Origin of the sequence: Mangrovibacter plantisponsor (assembly GCF_003182475.1) — a bacterium.
Taxonomy (GTDB): domain Bacteria; phylum Pseudomonadota; class Gammaproteobacteria; order Enterobacterales; family Enterobacteriaceae; genus Mangrovibacter; species Mangrovibacter plantisponsor.
In genome coordinates this window covers 346326-362177 of the sequence record NZ_QGTS01000005.1, presented here as the reverse complement: position 1 = coordinate 362177, position 15852 = coordinate 346326, and the positions used below count along the sequence as shown (strand labels likewise).

15 protein-coding genes are annotated in these 15852 nt (G+C 47.8%); 11 read left to right on the top strand and 4 right to left on the bottom strand.

Features of this window, described 5'->3' with window-relative positions; all coding sequences use genetic code 11:
• Nucleotide 1: 1 nt before the first annotated feature.
• The 3 genes from DES37_RS10390 to DES37_RS10380 all read right to left on the bottom strand — a co-directional run bounded on the left by DES37_RS10390 (nucleotide 2) and on the right by DES37_RS10380 (nucleotide 2563).
• Nucleotides 2-760, bottom strand: a complete 759-nt coding sequence (locus DES37_RS10390) for an aspartyl/asparaginyl beta-hydroxylase domain-containing protein (protein ID WP_110025743.1) — start codon at nucleotides 758-760, stop codon at nucleotides 2-4.
• A gap of 120 nt (nucleotides 761-880) precedes the next feature.
• Entirely contained in the window at nucleotides 881-1240 is a 360-nt protein-coding gene (locus DES37_RS10385; RefSeq protein WP_036111590.1) for a diacylglycerol kinase, read from the bottom strand.
• Between the two features lie 189 nt (nucleotides 1241-1429).
• Entirely contained in the window at nucleotides 1430-2563 is a 1134-nt protein-coding gene (locus DES37_RS10380; RefSeq protein ID WP_110025742.1) for an N-acetyltransferase, read from the bottom strand.
• Between the two features lie 927 nt (nucleotides 2564-3490).
• On the opposite strand from DES37_RS10380, the gene DES37_RS10375 reads away from it, so the two are divergent.
• From DES37_RS10375 to spt, 4 genes are read left to right on the top strand one after another with little or no spacing between them, the layout of a single operon-like run.
• The gene (locus tag DES37_RS10375; RefSeq protein ID WP_211320551.1) at nucleotides 3491-5227 is read left to right on the top strand and encodes a fatty acyl-AMP ligase; all 1737 of its coding nucleotides are present in this window, start codon (nucleotides 3491-3493) and stop codon (nucleotides 5225-5227) included.
• Nucleotides 5224-6141, top strand: a complete 918-nt coding sequence (locus DES37_RS10370; protein ID WP_110025740.1) for an NAD-dependent epimerase/dehydratase family protein — start codon at nucleotides 5224-5226, stop codon at nucleotides 6139-6141. The genes DES37_RS10375 and DES37_RS10370 overlap by 4 nt, the downstream gene beginning before the upstream one ends.
• Nucleotides 6142-6172: 31 nt before the next feature.
• A complete protein-coding gene (locus DES37_RS10365; RefSeq protein WP_110025739.1) occupies nucleotides 6173-6433 on the top strand; it encodes an acyl carrier protein in 261 nt (86 codons plus the stop codon).
• Nucleotides 6420-7592, top strand: coding sequence for a serine palmitoyltransferase (gene spt / locus DES37_RS10360; RefSeq protein WP_110025738.1), 1173 nt, complete (start codon nucleotides 6420-6422; stop codon nucleotides 7590-7592). Before DES37_RS10365 ends, spt begins: the two co-directional genes overlap by 14 nt.
• A 277-nt stretch (nucleotides 7593-7869) precedes the next feature.
• On the opposite strand, the gene DES37_RS10355 is transcribed toward spt, so the two are convergent.
• On the bottom strand, nucleotides 7870-8601 hold the full coding sequence (locus DES37_RS10355) for a dTMP kinase (protein WP_036111576.1): 732 nt from the start codon (nucleotides 8599-8601) through the stop codon (nucleotides 7870-7872).
• A 304-nt stretch (nucleotides 8602-8905) separates the two neighbouring features.
• On the opposite strand from DES37_RS10355, the gene DES37_RS10350 reads away from it, so the two are divergent.
• The 7 genes from DES37_RS10350 to lptG all read left to right on the top strand — a co-directional run bounded on the left by DES37_RS10350 (nucleotide 8906) and on the right by lptG (nucleotide 15838).
• Nucleotides 8906-9592 carry a nucleoside/nucleotide kinase family protein gene (locus DES37_RS10350; RefSeq protein WP_110025737.1) on the top strand — a complete coding sequence of 229 codons (687 nt, stop codon included), beginning with the start codon at nucleotides 8906-8908 and terminating at the stop codon, nucleotides 9590-9592.
• Nucleotides 9593-9622: 30 nt separating this feature from the next.
• Entirely contained in the window at nucleotides 9623-10375 is a 753-nt protein-coding gene (locus DES37_RS10345) for a nucleoside/nucleotide kinase family protein (protein ID WP_110025736.1), read from the top strand.
• 332 nt (nucleotides 10376-10707) lie between these two features.
• Entirely contained in the window at nucleotides 10708-12045 is a 1338-nt protein-coding gene (locus DES37_RS10340; RefSeq protein ID WP_036111568.1) for a lipopolysaccharide biosynthesis protein, read from the top strand.
• Nucleotides 12042-12875, top strand: coding sequence for a hypothetical protein (locus tag DES37_RS10335; RefSeq protein WP_110025735.1), 834 nt, complete (start codon nucleotides 12042-12044; stop codon nucleotides 12873-12875). The genes DES37_RS10340 and DES37_RS10335 overlap by 4 nt, the downstream gene beginning before the upstream one ends.
• A gap of 180 nt (nucleotides 12876-13055) precedes the next feature.
• Complete coding sequence (locus tag DES37_RS10330) at nucleotides 13056-13625, top strand: YtfJ family protein (protein ID WP_110025762.1); 570 nt, start codon at nucleotides 13056-13058, stop codon at nucleotides 13623-13625.
• A 66-nt stretch (nucleotides 13626-13691) separates the two neighbouring features.
• Nucleotides 13692-14762, top strand: a complete 1071-nt coding sequence (lptF, locus tag DES37_RS10325) for an LPS export ABC transporter permease LptF (protein WP_110025734.1) — start codon at nucleotides 13692-13694, stop codon at nucleotides 14760-14762.
• On the top strand, nucleotides 14759-15838 hold the full coding sequence (gene lptG, locus DES37_RS10320) for an LPS export ABC transporter permease LptG (RefSeq protein WP_110025733.1): 1080 nt from the start codon (nucleotides 14759-14761) through the stop codon (nucleotides 15836-15838). The genes lptF and lptG overlap by 4 nt, the downstream gene beginning before the upstream one ends.
• Nucleotides 15839-15852 lie beyond the last annotated feature (14 nt).

Sequence of the window (15852 nt, the reverse complement as noted above, 5' to 3'; positions counted from 1 at the left end):
ATTAACCGCCAGTGTGTTTTTTACTGCGGTTCCAGCTGGCAATATTTTTCAGGGGTTGCTTAATATACGGGCTCATTTCGATAAGCCTGAATAACAGGTTGTTCACCAGTGTACCGGTCTTATCCATGGGCCGGTCTACGTCCAGGAACAACACTGCCCGCAACTCGTCGGTATCATTACGCACTTCATGCTCATATGAGTCGTCAAAGATGATGACTTTCCCCTCTTCCCAATGAAGTTTCTGGTTATCTACCCGGATCCACAGATTATCTTTGTCCTTTGGCACAATCAGCCCCAGGTGGACACGGACTACCGCCCGGGTTGGGCCTTTATGAGGAACAATGTGGTAGTGCGGTTTTAAAATTGAAAACATTGCCGTGCGCATTTGCGGAATGGCGCGGATAGCCTCGGCTGTATGCGGGCACAGCGCACAATTGTCGTCAATGCGCTTGCCATAGACATACAGGCCAAATGTCTTCCAGTTATCGCCTTTAGAAATGCGCTTCTGGTCGGGTGATATTTGGTGAAATGACGGGATATCGTCAGGTGACTTCAGCAACTGTTCCAGCTCGGAGCGGATGTCAGGCCAGGCCGCTTCCAGTTTTTCCACCCAGTCAAATTCACTGTTGTGGATTTGCGGTGTGGTGGGCACCAGCGAGTGGCGTGACTGAAAACGCCCATTCCAGCGTAGAAAGCGCTTACCGGCTTTCAGCAACATGCGGCGCCAGAAAGGATAATGCGATGATGAAGACGCAGGCATAAAACTCTCCATTTATTCCATAAAATGATGGTGCCCAGGCCGGTTTATTACCCGGCTTCTTTGCAGGTTCTGGTTTGTTTTCCACCACAAACATGGTGAGTGAAGCGGTAATCACGCCGGTTAAGACAGAACAACCAGCCAGACGATAGCCGTCATTACAACGGTAACTAACTGCGCCGCACCACCTAAATCTTTTGCTCGTTTCGATAATGGATGAATTTCCAGAGAAATACGGTCCACTACCGTTTCAATCGCGGTGTTTATTAATTCAACAGCCAGCGTAATGAAACTGCACATGATTAATAACAATCGTTCTGTTTTTGTAATATCAAGACAGAGTGTAATTATAAGTAACACAATATTAATAACCACAAGCTGTCGGAACGCATCCTCAGTAAAAACGGCATTAACAATACCGGCCCACGAATTATTAATACTGCTGGTCAGGCGACTGAGGCCGGTTTTTTTGGGAATTGGCATGGGTGTTTACTCAACTAACACGGCAAACAGAGGCGTATAAATATAGTTACCTCTGGGGATTACTCCCGGCCACTATCCTGTTTGCGGGAGTGGTCCGGATAACAACAACCTAAGGCGTGATGGCCCACTAATACAGGCTGAACATTCTTGTTCAGCACTATATTAGCCTGCCAGACTGGTCTGTTTTGGTTATTCTGCCTGGATTTGTTTCTCATATAACCGGTAACGTTTATAAGGCTCTGCACCAATTCGCTCCAGAATCGTGCGCATACCCGTATTGGTCTCCAGTATCCAGGACATTTCTAATGAATCGATATTTCGCTTAGCAAAAGGGTCACGCAGCGCTTCAATAAGCAACAGGGCAATAATGGGCCCAATGCGGCTAAACTGGTATTCCTGGCGAACGCCCATTAATGGAACACGGGCAGTGCGCACACCACTGACTTTCAGGCGCCATAACAGTTTTGCCCAACCAAAGGGTAATAAGCGCCCGTGCAAACCAGAAATCGCTTCATTGATATTGGGTAACCCCACAATGAAGGCACAAGGCACTGAATCCACTTCAGCAATATGAATCATGTCATCCGGCACCAGATATTTGAGCTGGTCCCCCATGATGTCAAATTCACGCTCGGTGAAGGGAACAAAACCCCAGTTATTCTGCCAGCCAGAGTTGAATATTTCGCGCAGTACCTGCATTTCTTCGGCAAATTTTTTACGGTTGAGTGGGCGCAAAGTAACTTTCTTACGCACCTGGTCCATTAACCGGGTTAACGATGGAGAAAAGAAGAGATCAGTGCGCTTCATCCAGTACGCCAGCAAGTCAATGCCCTGAGTATATCCAAGGCGCTCCAGGTGGCTGGCATAATAAGGTTTACCGTGAGGCATTAATGCCGATGGCGGGGTATCAAAACCGTCAATCAGTAAGCCACTTTCCTGATTAATATTCAGGCTGAATGGGCCAGTGATATTATGCGCGCCTTGTGACTTCAGCCATGTTTCAGCAGCAGCAAAAAGTGCATCAAAAACTTCCGGGTCATCGATAGCGTCAATCATACCGAAATGACCGGTATCGGGCCCATATAACTCGCGGTGCAGGGTATCTGTTTGTGCTGTAATGCGCCCTACAACGGTTTCCCCTTTTTTAGCAATCCATGCCTGCCACGTTATATGGTCTGTGCCAGGATTTTTCTTTGAAAGATGTTCTTCACGCTCAACAGTTAAAGGATCGATCCAATGAGGATCATCGCTAAAGAGGGAGGAGGGAAACTGTATAAATGCTTTCAGAGCATGCTTGTCCTGAACCTTTTCAACTTGAATCATAAACAACCTTAGCTTTCAGAATCTACTCAAAAAATCACTCTCAAAATGCCTGTATGTGAGCTAATTATGGCAATTAACTGAAGTCATTACAGTCAACAAATAGCAGCAGCCATAACAAACCGGCAGTTTGGTCGTGAACGCGCTATGCAGCAAAAGAAAGGCAATACCCTGGCGAAAATGCCACTGCAGAAGATAAGATTATTTATGATATAAATCAATATCTTAACCAAAAATCACTTCACTACTGAAGTGATAAAATACTAACAAAAACAACTTGTTAATGTCAGATTCACCCACTTCCATTCACGCTGGTATTATCGGGTGCGATTAATCCCAGGCAGTAATTATCTGCTATATCCAGGCAATCCGAACCATGTTTTCATAAAATCCGCCCTGCCCGCTAAACAAATAATGCCATTATTTTAATTTATGGCACTTATTGCGAAAAAATATTTTTCCATTTTGGCAAGATTTATCCAAAAACTGCTTTTTTTAGCAGTTAATGCTTTCGGATTCTTCAGAAATAAGATGAGTCATTCACTTTTATAAAACTTGAGGCATAATGTTTACGGTATGTTAAGTACGAAGGCAATATGCCTGATGGCAGACTCACGGAATCAGCCTTCATTTTCTCCAGACTGGTAAATGTCTGCTTCATCATCGATGAACTTCTATCGCTGGTTGCAGGGCCGCAATCACTCGAGCCTGGTGATTATAAATTACGTGCGCAACATACGTACTCAATCAAGTCAGCTGTAAATTCAACCTTCAGTTAATTCTGGTATGGCGATATTTTACGGCTGAAGATGCTATTTGTGGAATGAAAATGGTTGAATAAAAAATTTTCAAAAAGTTTTCATAGTAATAATTTCAACTCCTTCACCAGCTGCTGTTATTGGTGATTTTGAATCTATGGCCAATTTGTCTATGTCTGAAACAAGCTCTATTCATTCTCTTCCAATGCGATATGCGGATTTTCCATCTCTCGTCGAGGCGCTGGATTACGCGGCTCAGGGAGAAACCGGAATGAACTTCTACGACCGCAGGAACCAACTTGTGGCAGTGCTGGAGTACCGTACTCTGAAAGAGCGTGCAATGCTGGGGGCCCGCCGCCTGCTGTCACTCAACCTGAAAAAAGGGGACCGTGTCGCACTGATTGCTGAAACCAGCACAGGCTTTGTTGAGGCGTTTTTCGCCTGCCAGTATGCCGGTTTAATCGCCGTGCCTTTGGCTATTCCGATGGGCGTAGGGCAGCGCGATTCATACATTGCCAAACTGCAGGGTTTGATTCATAGCTGCAACCCTGCCGCAATCATCAGCGGTGAGGAGTGGATTCCACTGATTAGCTCAGTCACTGCCAATGCGCAGCAACTGCATATTCTCAGTGATGACGATTTCCGTGCGCTCCCGGCGCAAGACAGGGAACTGCACCTCCCTGCCCCGGATGATATTGCCTACCTGCAATATACCTCGGGCAGTACGCGCTTTCCTCGTGGGGTGATTATTACTCACCGTGCAGCGATGTCTAACCTGCACGCTATCAGCCACGATGGCATCAAATTACGCGCCGGTGACCGCTGTGTCTCATGGCTGCCTTTCTACCACGATATGGGCCTGGTTGGTTTTATGCTGACGCCGGTCGCCACCCAGTTGTCCGTGGATTATTTGCGCACCCAGGATTTCGCCATGCGCCCGCTACAGTGGTTAAAACTCATCAGTAAAAACCACGGTACGGTCTCTGTTGCGCCGCCATTTGGTTATGATTTATCGCTGCGCCGGGCCAGTGAAAAAGAACTGGCTGAACTGGATCTCTCCAGCTGGCGTGTAGCCGGTGTGGGAGCCGAGCCCATCCCGGCCGAACTGCTGAGCCAGTTTGGTGAACACTTCAGCCAGGTTAACTTTAATAAAAACGCATTTATGCCTTGCTATGGCCTTGCTGAAAACACCCTTGCGGTAAGCTTTTCTGAGGCAAATAGCGGTTCACAGGTGAACGAAGTTGACCGTGATATCCTTGAATATGAAGGCAAAGCTGTTGCACCGGGGAAAAATACCCGCGCGGTATCCACTTTTGTCAATTGCGGCAAGGCACTTCCCGGCCACCATATTGAGATTCGCAATGAACTGGGCGCGGTGCTGCCAGACCGCCAGGTTGGGCAAATCTATATCTCCGGCCCAAGCCTGATGAACGGTTATTTCCGTGATGCCGCTTCACAAGAAGAGATTCAGTCTACCGGCTGGATGGACACTGGCGATTTGGGCTACCTGCTTAATGGCTACCTGTATGTCACCGGGCGTAAGAAAGACCTGATTATCATTCGTGGCCGTAATATCTGGCCGCAGGATATTGAATACGTTGCAGAATCCGAACCAGAGATCCGTTCAGGTGATTCTATTGCTTTCGTTAATGAAGAGCATGATGAAGGCGCGAAAATTATTCTTCAGGTGCAATGCCGTGTAACCTCAGAAGAACGCCGCGAACAGATAGTGCATTCTTTAACAGCACGCATTCAGAGTGAATTCGGTGTCGCAGTGGATATCGTCCTGCTGCCGCCACACAGTATTCCCAGAACATCTTCCGGGAAGCCTGCCCGTGCGGAAGCCAAGAAACGCTATCTGACAGAGGCTATTGGCGCACCGCTGCAGTTAGCGGGTTTTGCTCAATGAGCCACACCGTTGCGGTGACGGGTGCGACCGGTTTTATTGGTCGCCACATCACCCAAAATTTGCTGGCGCAAGGGTTTACCGTGCGGGCCCTTACCCGGACCGCGGGTAAACCGCCAGCAGCCAACTTAAGCTGGGTGCACGGTGACCTGGATAACCGCGATTCACTTGCGGAATTACTCAATGGTGCAGATTACGTTGTTCACTGTGCGGGCCTGGTTCGCGGGCATAAAGAAGAGACGTTTACACATTGCAATGTGACGGGCAGCCTGCGTCTGATGCAGTTGGCCCGGCAAACAGGCAGATGTAAGCGCTTTTTATTTTTATCCTCGCTTGCTGCCCGTCACCCTGAGTTGTCCTGGTATGCGAATTCAAAATACGTTGCCGAGCAACGTTTAATCGCAATGGCCGCCGCACATATGTCGCTGGGCATTTTTCGCCCGACTGCGGTCTACGGGCCGGGTGATAAAGAACTTAATCCACTGTTTAGTTGGTTATTACGTGGGTTACTTCCCCGCTTAGGGGGAGAAGACTCAACGCTGTCTTTCCTTCATGTTAGTGATTTAGCGCAGGCTGTGAGCCAGTGGTTACTGGCGGAAAAACCGCAGTCGAATTGTTATGAGTTGTGTGACGGGTTTGCCGGGGGCTACACCTGGCAGAGCTTACAAGAAATTGGAGCCCGGGTGCGCCATGGCCGTGTGCGCCTGGTTGCCATCCCTTTCCCCCTGCTGAAACGCCTGGCAGATATCAGCATCTTCGCCAACCGCCTTGCCCGGAAAGAGCCGATGCTGACACACAGCAAACTACGCGAACTAACACATCCAAACTGGTCAGCAAGCAATGAACGCTTATCTGGCGATATTAACTGGTTTCCTGAGATCAGTTTGGAATACGCACTGCGTGAAGGGTTATTTTAATTTTATCGAGTAGAGGTATGCCAAGATTTCTATGGTGAATCGCGAAGCTGTTATGGAGTACATCCTTTCCTGCTTAAGAGAAACGCTGGAAAACGGACCTGAAGTTAAACCGGATAGCGACCTGGTCAACGATCTTGGTCTGGAATCCATTCGCGTGCTGGATCTGTTAATGAAACTGGAAGATGAATTTGATATTTCTATTCCTATCAACATCTTATTAGACGTCAGGACACCAGAACAGTTACTGAATGCATTGATCCCTCATCTGGAGAAAGCTCATGGGACTTTATGATAAGTTTGCACGCCTTGCTAACGACCGCGAGCAATTCCAGACTTCAGGGCTGAACCCGTTCGGGACCTGTATCGATGAAGTGTACTCGGCAACTCAGGGCCGTATTGGCAATCAAAAAATTGTTCTGGCAGGTACTAATAATTACCTTGGGCTGACATTTGACCAGCAAGCCATTGCCGAAGGCCAGGCTGCGTTAGCTGCGCAAGGCACGGGTACCACCGGGTCCCGGATGGCAAACGGGAGCTATGGCCCGCATCTCACCCTGGAACATGAACTGGCAGAATTTTTTGACCGCCCTACAGCTATCGTGTTTTCAACCGGTTATACCGCCAACCTGGGTGTTATCAGTACGCTTGCCGGCCCGGGTTCTGTTGTATTAATCGATGCCGACAGCCATGCCAGCATTTATGATGCCTGTGCGTTGGGTGGTGCCGAAATCATTCGTTTTCGCCACAACGATGCCAAAGACCTGGAACGCCGCATGGTTCGCCTGGGTGACAGAGCCAAAGAGGCATTGATTATTGTTGAAGGCATTTACAGCATGCTGGGTGATGTCGCACCGCTGGCGGAAATCGCAGATATTAAACGCCGTTATGGTGGTTATCTGCTGGTTGACGAAGCGCACTCTTTCGGTGTGATGGGTGCAACTGGCCGCGGCCTGGCTGAAGAACTGGGTGTTGAAAAAGACGTGGATATCATCATGGGGACGTTCAGCAAAAGCCTGGCTTCCATTGGTGGTTTTGCCGTTGGTAATAAAGATATGGACGTTTTGCGCTACAGCAGCCGCCCTTATATTTTTACCGCATCGCCTTCGCCATCCAGCATCGCCTCGGTTCGCGCTTCATTGAAACGCATTGCAGAGCACCCGGAACTGCGTGAAAAATTGTGGAGCAATGCCCACCGCCTGTATAACGGGCTGGCTAAACTGGGTTATGAGTTGGGGCCGCGCATCAGCCCTGTAGTACCGGTTATGATCGGCTCAAAAGAAACCGGCCTGCAACTCTGGCGTGACCTGATTACCCATGGTGTTTATGTCAACCTGGTTCTGCCCCCGGCAGCTCCGGCAGGTATTACACTGTTGCGTTGTAGTGTTAATGCTGCTCACAGTGATGAAGAAATCGATACAATTATTCAGGCCTTTGCTGAACTGAAAAAATAACTTTCATTACGTTAAAATAAATGCTGCCATGGGGTGATAAAACCGGGCAGCATTTATTTTGTTGCAGCCAAACACTCGCCAACATTTCATCAATGTGAAGTAAGGCTGAATATAAAAATCTGTATTAATGCCTTGTTCCACCACCTGCACATTTATTTAATTTTTCCACTACTCCGTACTGCGCTGAGCAAGACACTGAACAGCACCAGCTCTCCATGCCGAAAATATATCGGCACGGAAGCTGTTATTTTCATATACAAAGAAAATGAATGCAGTATTAGCGGGTGGCTACCGGCTCAATATTCTCTGAGTGCGAGTAACCGTGGCTTTGCATAAATTGTGCAATGGCAGCTTCAGCCGCAGCAATCACTTCATCTATCGGTTTATTGGCATCAATATCCACGATATCTGCCCCGGAAAAAGTAAGTTGCGGTGTAATAGCAATTTTTTTCGCCAGTGATTCTCTGCGGTGATCTGGTTTACGGGCACAGGCCACATCCAAATCCACATTAAGCTTTATCACTAAATCAGGCTTATAACTCGCCATCCAGTGAAATGCGTTACTTTCTTTACCCGCCAGCCATTTAACAAAACGGCTTCCTTTGGTTTCCTCCGGAAATGATGTGCCATCATAGGCTCCCGGGATCTGGTCCTGTGGATAACGGTCGGCAAGGATAATCACCCCCTGGCGGCGGAACGCCAGCATACGCCGAAAACGCCATAACCTGCGTAAAACAAAGGAATAAATCACCAGTGCCGGCAACAAATTCACCTCTGATTTTGCTGATTTGATTTTCTTTGTGTTGCTGGCAATAGACTTGCCAAACGCCTTGCCGATAAATGGAAGCTGTGAAACGGCACGCCCTACATTACCCGCCTGCTTTCCCAGGTGAACCTTCACGGCCGGGCCATATTTTTTCACATAGACAATAAGGTGTTCGCTAACCGTAGACTTCCCAGAACCGTCACTGCCTATAATCGCAATGAGCGGAGAATTTGGTTGATTCATAATAATTCACTCTTTCTAGTTACCAGAGAAATGTACCATTTTTCAGGCAAAAAGTCGCCGAGACTTGTTATTTCATCAACATTTAATAAATAGAATGTGTGTCATACAACAAAAAAATGGTAATTAGCACGAATGAATAAGAAAAATAGCATAAAATGTTAATCAACTTTCCACTACTATCCATTAGTTGCGGTTATCCTGACATCCTCTTTTCACTCTGTACAGAATCCAATATAATGTCGCTTTTATTATTGGATCTATTATTGTGAGTCACAAGATAATCCCTGCAGCTCCTCATTCCACTGTGCGCGTAATAGCAATAACTGGCTGTGATGGCTCGGGAAAATCGACTTTGGCTACCAGCCTGGTCAACCATCTTTCACAACAAGAACCCACAGAGTTGCTTTATCTGGGCCAGTCTTCCGGGCGAATAGGTGAGTGGATAAGTAGTTTACCGATTATTGGTGCTTCCTTTGGGCGTTATCTGCTTAAGAAATCAGATACTGTTCACGAAAAACCTTCCACACCACCTGGAAATGCCACTTCACTGGTTATTTTTCTGCTTTCCTGCTGGCGGGCATATAAATTTCGCCGCATGCTGAAAAAAAGCCGCCAGGGAAAACTCCTGGTCACTGACCGTTACCCGCAGGCAGAAGTGGCAGGCTTTCGTTTCGATGGCCCTCAGTTAGCCAAAACTGTTGGGGGGAATCAGTGGGTGTGCTGGTTACGTAATAATGAACAAAAATTGTACCAGTGGATGGCATCTTACCCACCGTTACTGCTGATTCGCCTGGATATTGATGAACAGACAGCTTTCTCGCGTAAACCCGACCACAAGCTTTCCGCTCTGCGCGAAAAAATAGCCGTCATTCCAAACCTGACATTTAATGGCGCCCAAATTCTGGATCTCAATGGTCGCGAACCGGCAAATAAAATACTGGATGAATCCTTACAGGCCATTCAGATTTCACTCACATCGTCAAAGCGGTAATCCTTTAGCCAACATGTTGTGTTGAAACCCATGAAAACAGATAACGAAAACAGCAAAAATACATCACCCATTACCTGTATCTCCGGGCTGGTTGCCGTAGTCGGTAGCGATGGAACAGGGAAATCGACGCTCACTAATGATTTAGTAAAAAATCTTAAAAAACAATTTGTTACTGAAAGGCGTTATTTGGGGCTTATTTCCGGGGAAGATGGCGATAAAATAAAACGCCTGCCGGTCATTGGCACCTGGCTTGAGCGTCGCCTGGCGGCAAAATCAGACAAAACACAGCGCATGAGCAATAAAGCTCCGGCACTGTGGGCCGCACTGATTATGTATGGTTTTTCTTTGTGGCGCGCTTCTAACCTCAGAAAAGTACAGCGGCTTGCACAAAGTGGAGTGCTGGTGATTAGTGACCGCTACCCACAGGCTGAAATATCCGGTTTCTATTATGACGGGCCGGGCATTGGGCCGGAGCGTGCTAAAGGCTGGTTATTAACCCGCCTGGCAGAACGCGAACGCCGCCTGTATCAACAAATGGCTTTGTTCCGCCCGGAATTAATTATCCGCCTTGATATTGATGCCGATACTGCCTTTTCACGCAAGCCAGACCACAGCTACGAAGAACTGAAAGATAAAATCGCCAACATGGTAAAACTGAATTACAACGGTTCCCGAATAGTTGAGCTGGATGCGCGCGCTCCTTATGATGAAGTGCTTGAAAATGCACTCAATGCGATATACCCGGTTATAGAAAAATCCCAACGCCGGGAAGTTAATGCATAAATTTTGCCAAGCGCTGGCACCAGGCCCAGGCAACACCTGAGCTGGTTGTTTTTCCATTTAGCAGCGCAATTAACAGAGTGCAGGCAAATAGCATCTATGAATAAAATTGCCCGGGGTATAACAGAGTATTATCGAAAAGTCTGTATGCCCTGCATCTTACCCGGTAGTGCTGTTACCAGCCACCGATGTAACCAAACCTGTTACAGGCTGTGACCAGATACCCGTTTATCAAGGTATTACGTCTGTCACGCCAGCGGAAAAATCTGCAAGGCGTGCTTATAGTTTGTTAGCGATTACTAACCGGAATTACCGAGCATGGCTGGTTTTTTATTATGAAGCATTGGTTTTCTGATGGCGCATTTCGGGCCATTTTGCGTAACGCCGCTTATCTTGGCTCCGGAAGTGTAGTCAGCGCATTACTTGGTTTACTCGCCCTCTCCTGCGCGGGTAAAGGCATGACGCCAGAGTTGTTCGGTGCGCTGGTTGTTATTCAGGCCTATGCAAAAGCAGTCAGTGACTTTATTAAATTTCAGACCTGGCAATTCGTGGTCCAGTTTGGTACGCCTGCGCTGGAAAAGCAGGACACACAACGATTCCGTGACGTTATTGCGTTTTCATTTGGCCTGGATATCGCCAGTGGTCTTGTTGCTGTACTCGGCGGCATGGCCTTATTGCCTTTCCTTTCCCATGCACTTGGGCTTGAAGGGAAAAATTTTTGGCTGGCAATTTTATACTGCACCTTAATTCCTTCAATGACAGCCGCAACCCCTACAGGGATTTTGCGTGTTTTTGACCGCTTTGATCTGATTGCCGTTCAGCAGGCAACAAAACCATTTTTACAAGCCGCCGGTAGTGTTATTTCCTATTATTACAACCTGGGCTTCACTGGTTTTGTCATTACCTGGTATGCCGCTAATTTATTTGGCGGGACATTATTTTGGTGGTTTGCTGCAAGAGAATTGCGCGCCAGAAATATCCATAACGCATTAAAGCCACGGCTTTTCAAAGTTGCACGCAATATAGAAGGCGCCTGGAACTTCGTGTGGACAACCAATTTTGCGCACACTATTTGGGCCGCGCGTAATTCATGCAGCACCGTTTTGGTAGGACTGGTTTTAGGGCCGGCACCTGCTGGTTTGTTCAAAATTGCTATGACATTTTTTGATGCCACGGGGACCCCGGCAAAATTACTGGAGAAAAGTTTCTATCCTGAAATCATGCGCTTAGACCCAAGAACAACCAAACCATGGTTACTGGGTCTGCGTTCAGCATTACTGGCTGGCGGCATTGGAATCGCGGTAGCACTGCTGGTTATTCTGGTTGGCAAACCGTTAATTTCGCTGGTCTTCGGTTACAAATACCTTGAAGCATATGATTTAATCCAAATAATGCTGGGCGCCATCATTGTTTCAATGGTCGGTTTCCCCCAAGAATCGCTGTTATTTATGGCAGGGAAACAACGGGCGTTTCTGGTCGCACAAACTATTGCTTCGGGTTCATATATTGTTCTGCTGGTTGCCATGTCGCATCTGTTTGGTGTGCAGGGTGCCGCTTTTGCTTATTTTGGTGGGCAATGTCTGGATGTGTTGTTATCACTTGTTCCAACATTAAGTGCTTACCGTAATCGTTATTTACTGGGGTTCAATGTCCCCAGAGAGAGTAATCAATGACGAATAATACGTGGGAAAAATTCCCCGAAGACACCATCGAGTTGTTATTCACAGCAGTAGAAGAGGATGACAACGTTGATGAACACACCAGCCTGCCAGATGTGATCGATTTGCGATGCCCCCACGAGAATATCTACCAAAACTACGCTCTGTGCCTGCAGTTTTGGCGTGATGGTTTTACTCGTGAAGAGCTGCTGGGTTTGGTAGAGAAATTCATAAAAAACCCTGACTTACCTCAGGCGGTACGGATGCGTTACAAATATATCCGCGCACGCTATAAGCATTTGCGTTTTGCTCAGCGGTTGTACAGCAAGAAACACCAGTCTTTTGGGTTGTTTAACACCACTACAGTAGTGTTGGGCCATTTTCAGGATGCATTTCGCAACGGTAACCAAAAAAACCTGAAATATTACGGCGCTATTTTGCGCATCCTGCTCAGTAAGCCCATCTGGTCCCTGGTCAGCTATGCAATGAGCCACTTTGAGCTGGAAACCGAGAGTGGGTTTATTGCCTACCGGCAGTCACAAATTCGGACTCTGGGTACGCTTATCAATCATTCTCAGCTTACCGGGGAAGAATTCCACGATGTGCGCAAGATTGTCAGCCAGCAGGTTTCTTTTTATGACACCCTGCGTTCAATTAATCCCGGCAACCAACAGGCATATGAGATGTCCAGGTTCCTGGCTGCAATTAACGGCATTATGGGCGACCAGCACGATGTGATGGTGGCAGATAAACTGTCAGGCGGTTCGATGTATGACGAAGCAACAGCGCTGGAACCGGATTTGCGCCTGCGCCTGGAACAGCTTCTGGCCCACTACCCGCTGTGATCCACTGGCCGTACATTCCCTTTTACGGCCCACCATGCACCTGAGAACACAATCCGGGCCAGGCAGCGGGATGTAATAACTTCAGAATGTTCTTTACAGCCCTTGGGTAAAAAAACCGGAAAAAGTATTTATTATCAAACCATTGCCAGTTATCAACTTACCAGTAACAAGGAGGCGGATATGACTTTAGGTAAATTTTTGGCAGTGCCATTCCTTCTTTTGCTTCCGGTAATCGCCTTTGCACACAACTTTGTTATTGGCAAACCCGTTACCCCGGTGATGATTAGCGAAAAAGGTGAACTAATCCTCAAAGATGGTGATTTTACCTGGAAGAAATGGAACACCGCAGAGTTTGCCGGAAAAGTGCGGGTAATACAGTATATTGCTGGCCGAAAATCTGCCAAAAAGAAAAACTCGCTGCTGATTAATGCTGTAAAAGATGCAGATTTTCCTGAAGACCGTTTCCAGCCCACCACTATCGTAAATACTGATGATGCTATCCCGGGTTCCGGTTTTTTCGTCCGTGGCAAAATAGAAAAAAACAAAAAGAACTATCCATGGGCGCAGTTTATTGTCGACAGTGACGGTCTGGCCCGTAAGGCCTGGCAACTGAAAGAAGAGAGTTCCACCATCGTGGTGCTGGATAACCTTGGCCGGGTTCGCTGGGCAAAAGATGGCGCGCTGACGCCAGATGAAGTAACGCATGTGATAACGCTGATACACCAGCTTATTGCGGCAGAAAATCCATGATGCCCGGGCCATACCCATTGCTGAAGACCGGTAAACACATTGGTTAATAAAGGATGTACAGAAGCGATGTTTTTAATTGAGCGTTATATCCTGGCTGAAGTTCGCCGGTTAACCATTATCATTGTGTGTTTTTTGGTCTTCATGTTTGCCTGCTTTTCTGCACAACGTTACCTGACAGACGCGGCGAATGGCACGCTGGCGCTGGAAGTTGTTTTCAATGTTGTCTGTTATAAGGTACTGATAGCTCTGGAAATGCTGCTACCTGTTGGGTTGTATGTCGCGGTATCAGTGGCGCTGGGCCAGATGTACACCGATTCAGAAATCACCGCTATTCTGGCCTCAGGCTCCAGCCCGGTGCGAATCTACCGGGCGATTCTGGTTCTGGCTATTCCGCTGGGGATCGTGGTCACCTTTATTTCTTTATATGGCCGCCCCTGGGCCTATGGGCAAATTTACCAGCTTGAGCAGCAATCCCAGTCTGAGCTGGATGTCAGCCATTTACAGGCCAATAAGTTTAATACCAACAGTGATGGCAGAATGGTGCTGGCAACGAAGATAGACGCAGCACACAGTCACCTGGCTGATGCACTGATTTATACTTCTTCACCGAACAAAACCAGTATTTATAAAGCCGGGTCTGTGGATGTCATTGACCCATCGCCAAAAAGCCCCACAGTTATGCTCCACAATGGTACTGGTTATGTTCTGGAAAGAAACGGGCAGGATGACCGGAAAATGGTGTACCGCAACCTGCGAGTAGACCTGAAACCGGTGGTTCAAAGCCTGGATGTAAGACGAAAAGCGGCTTCTGTGGCGCAACTGGCACGCTCATCTGACCCCGCAGATTATGCAGAACTGCAATGGCGCGAAAGCCGTGGGTTAAGCACACTGCTAATGGTGTTACTGGCAATACCATTAAGCAGAACCCGCCCTCGCCAGGGGCGTTTTGCCACCCTGCTACCGCTGACTATTTTATTTGCTGCGATTTTCTATGGCAGCAATATTTGCCGCACGTTGATTGCGAATGGTTCGATTCCAGGCGTTCCCGGCATGTGGTCGGTGCCGTTAATTATGTTATTCGGGCTGCTGGCGCTGCTTGCTTCTGAATTCTCTTTGCTGAAGAAAAAATCCCGATGAACATTTTCAGCCGCTTTTTAATCCGCAATGTCTTTATCGGCTTCGCCGCCGCCGCCGGGTTGTTAATTCCGTTGTTTACCACATTCAACCTGATTAACGAGCTGGAAGATGTTACTCCTGGTGGCTACCTGTGGACTCAGGCGTTGTGGGTTACATTGATGACACTGCCGCGCACGCTTATCGACCTGGGGCCTTTTGTCGCCCTTTTTGGCGGGATAATCGGCCTTGGGCAACTGTCGAAAAGCCTGGAGTTAACCGCGATACGTGTGGCGGGCGTGTCAATTATGAAAATCGCCAGTGTTATTCTGTGCGCAGGGCTGATGCTGACGGTTACATTTGCGGTACTTGATGAATGGGTGGCATCCCCGTTGCAACAGTACGCACTAAGGCTAAAAGATGCAGCACTGGCGCACTCGGGCAAAACCGACAATGCCGGTAACGAACTGTGGGCCAGAAAGGGCAATGAGTTTGTGACAGTAAAATCCCTGGATGAACACAATAACCCGCAGGGCATTGAGATTTTCTATTACCAGCCGGACCTGTCTTTGCAATCCTATATTTATGCCAAAACCGCGACGATTGACGACAAACACACATGGACACTGCACCAGGTTTACCAAAAAAACTGGGATGGCGATAAAGAGAGTGTACAGACGGCAGACTCACTGCAATGGCATTCTGTCTTTACCGGCATGAGCCTCGCGGAACTGACCATGCCCAGTGACAGTTTCTCCATTGTTCAGCTAAACCGGTACATTAAGTATTTGCAGGGCAGTGGGCAACCGAGCATGGAGTTCAGAATTGCGCTGTGGCAAAAGCTGGGCCGCCCAATATTAATTCTGGCAATGATCCTGCTGGCCGTGCCCTTCACTTTTGGTAATGCACGTGAACCCGGGTTAGGAAGCCGCCTGGCTTTGGGCGTAGTCGTTGGCCTGCTGACCTACATTGCCTACCAAATTGCCGTCAATTTAGGGTTATTGCTGTCACTCAACGTTCAGTTCACCACCCTTTCTCTGCCTTTGTTACTGCTGCTTGTGGCTCTGGCCTTAGTCTGGCGGTTTGATAAGCGCCATTAGCATTTTCAGCGCTT

Coding starts and splice junctions, on each gene's coding strand:
- spt (WP_110025738.1), top strand. CDS start 6,420: ATGGGACTTTATGATAAGTTTGCACGCCTTGCTAACGACCGCGAGCAA.
- DES37_RS10380 (WP_110025742.1), bottom strand. CDS start 2,563: ATGATTCAAGTTGAAAAGGTTCAGGACAAGCATGCTCTGAAAGCATTT.
- DES37_RS10340 (WP_036111568.1), top strand. CDS start 10,708: ATGAAGCATTGGTTTTCTGATGGCGCATTTCGGGCCATTTTGCGTAAC.
- DES37_RS10335 (WP_110025735.1), top strand. CDS start 12,042: ATGACGAATAATACGTGGGAAAAATTCCCCGAAGACACCATCGAGTTG.
- DES37_RS10330 (WP_110025762.1), top strand. CDS start 13,056: ATGACTTTAGGTAAATTTTTGGCAGTGCCATTCCTTCTTTTGCTTCCG.
- DES37_RS10385 (WP_036111590.1), bottom strand. CDS start 1,240: ATGCCAATTCCCAAAAAAACCGGCCTCAGTCGCCTGACCAGCAGTATT.
- DES37_RS10390 (WP_110025743.1), bottom strand. CDS start 760: ATGCCTGCGTCTTCATCATCGCATTATCCTTTCTGGCGCCGCATGTTG.
- DES37_RS10365 (WP_110025739.1), top strand. CDS start 6,173: ATGGTGAATCGCGAAGCTGTTATGGAGTACATCCTTTCCTGCTTAAGA.
- DES37_RS10355 (WP_036111576.1), bottom strand. CDS start 8,601: ATGAATCAACCAAATTCTCCGCTCATTGCGATTATAGGCAGTGACGGT.
- DES37_RS10345 (WP_110025736.1), top strand. CDS start 9,623: ATGAAAACAGATAACGAAAACAGCAAAAATACATCACCCATTACCTGT.
- lptG (WP_110025733.1), top strand. CDS start 14,759: ATGAACATTTTCAGCCGCTTTTTAATCCGCAATGTCTTTATCGGCTTC.
- lptF (WP_110025734.1), top strand. CDS start 13,692: ATGTTTTTAATTGAGCGTTATATCCTGGCTGAAGTTCGCCGGTTAACC.
- DES37_RS10375 (WP_211320551.1), top strand. CDS start 3,491: ATGTCTGAAACAAGCTCTATTCATTCTCTTCCAATGCGATATGCGGAT.
- DES37_RS10370 (WP_110025740.1), top strand. CDS start 5,224: ATGAGCCACACCGTTGCGGTGACGGGTGCGACCGGTTTTATTGGTCGC.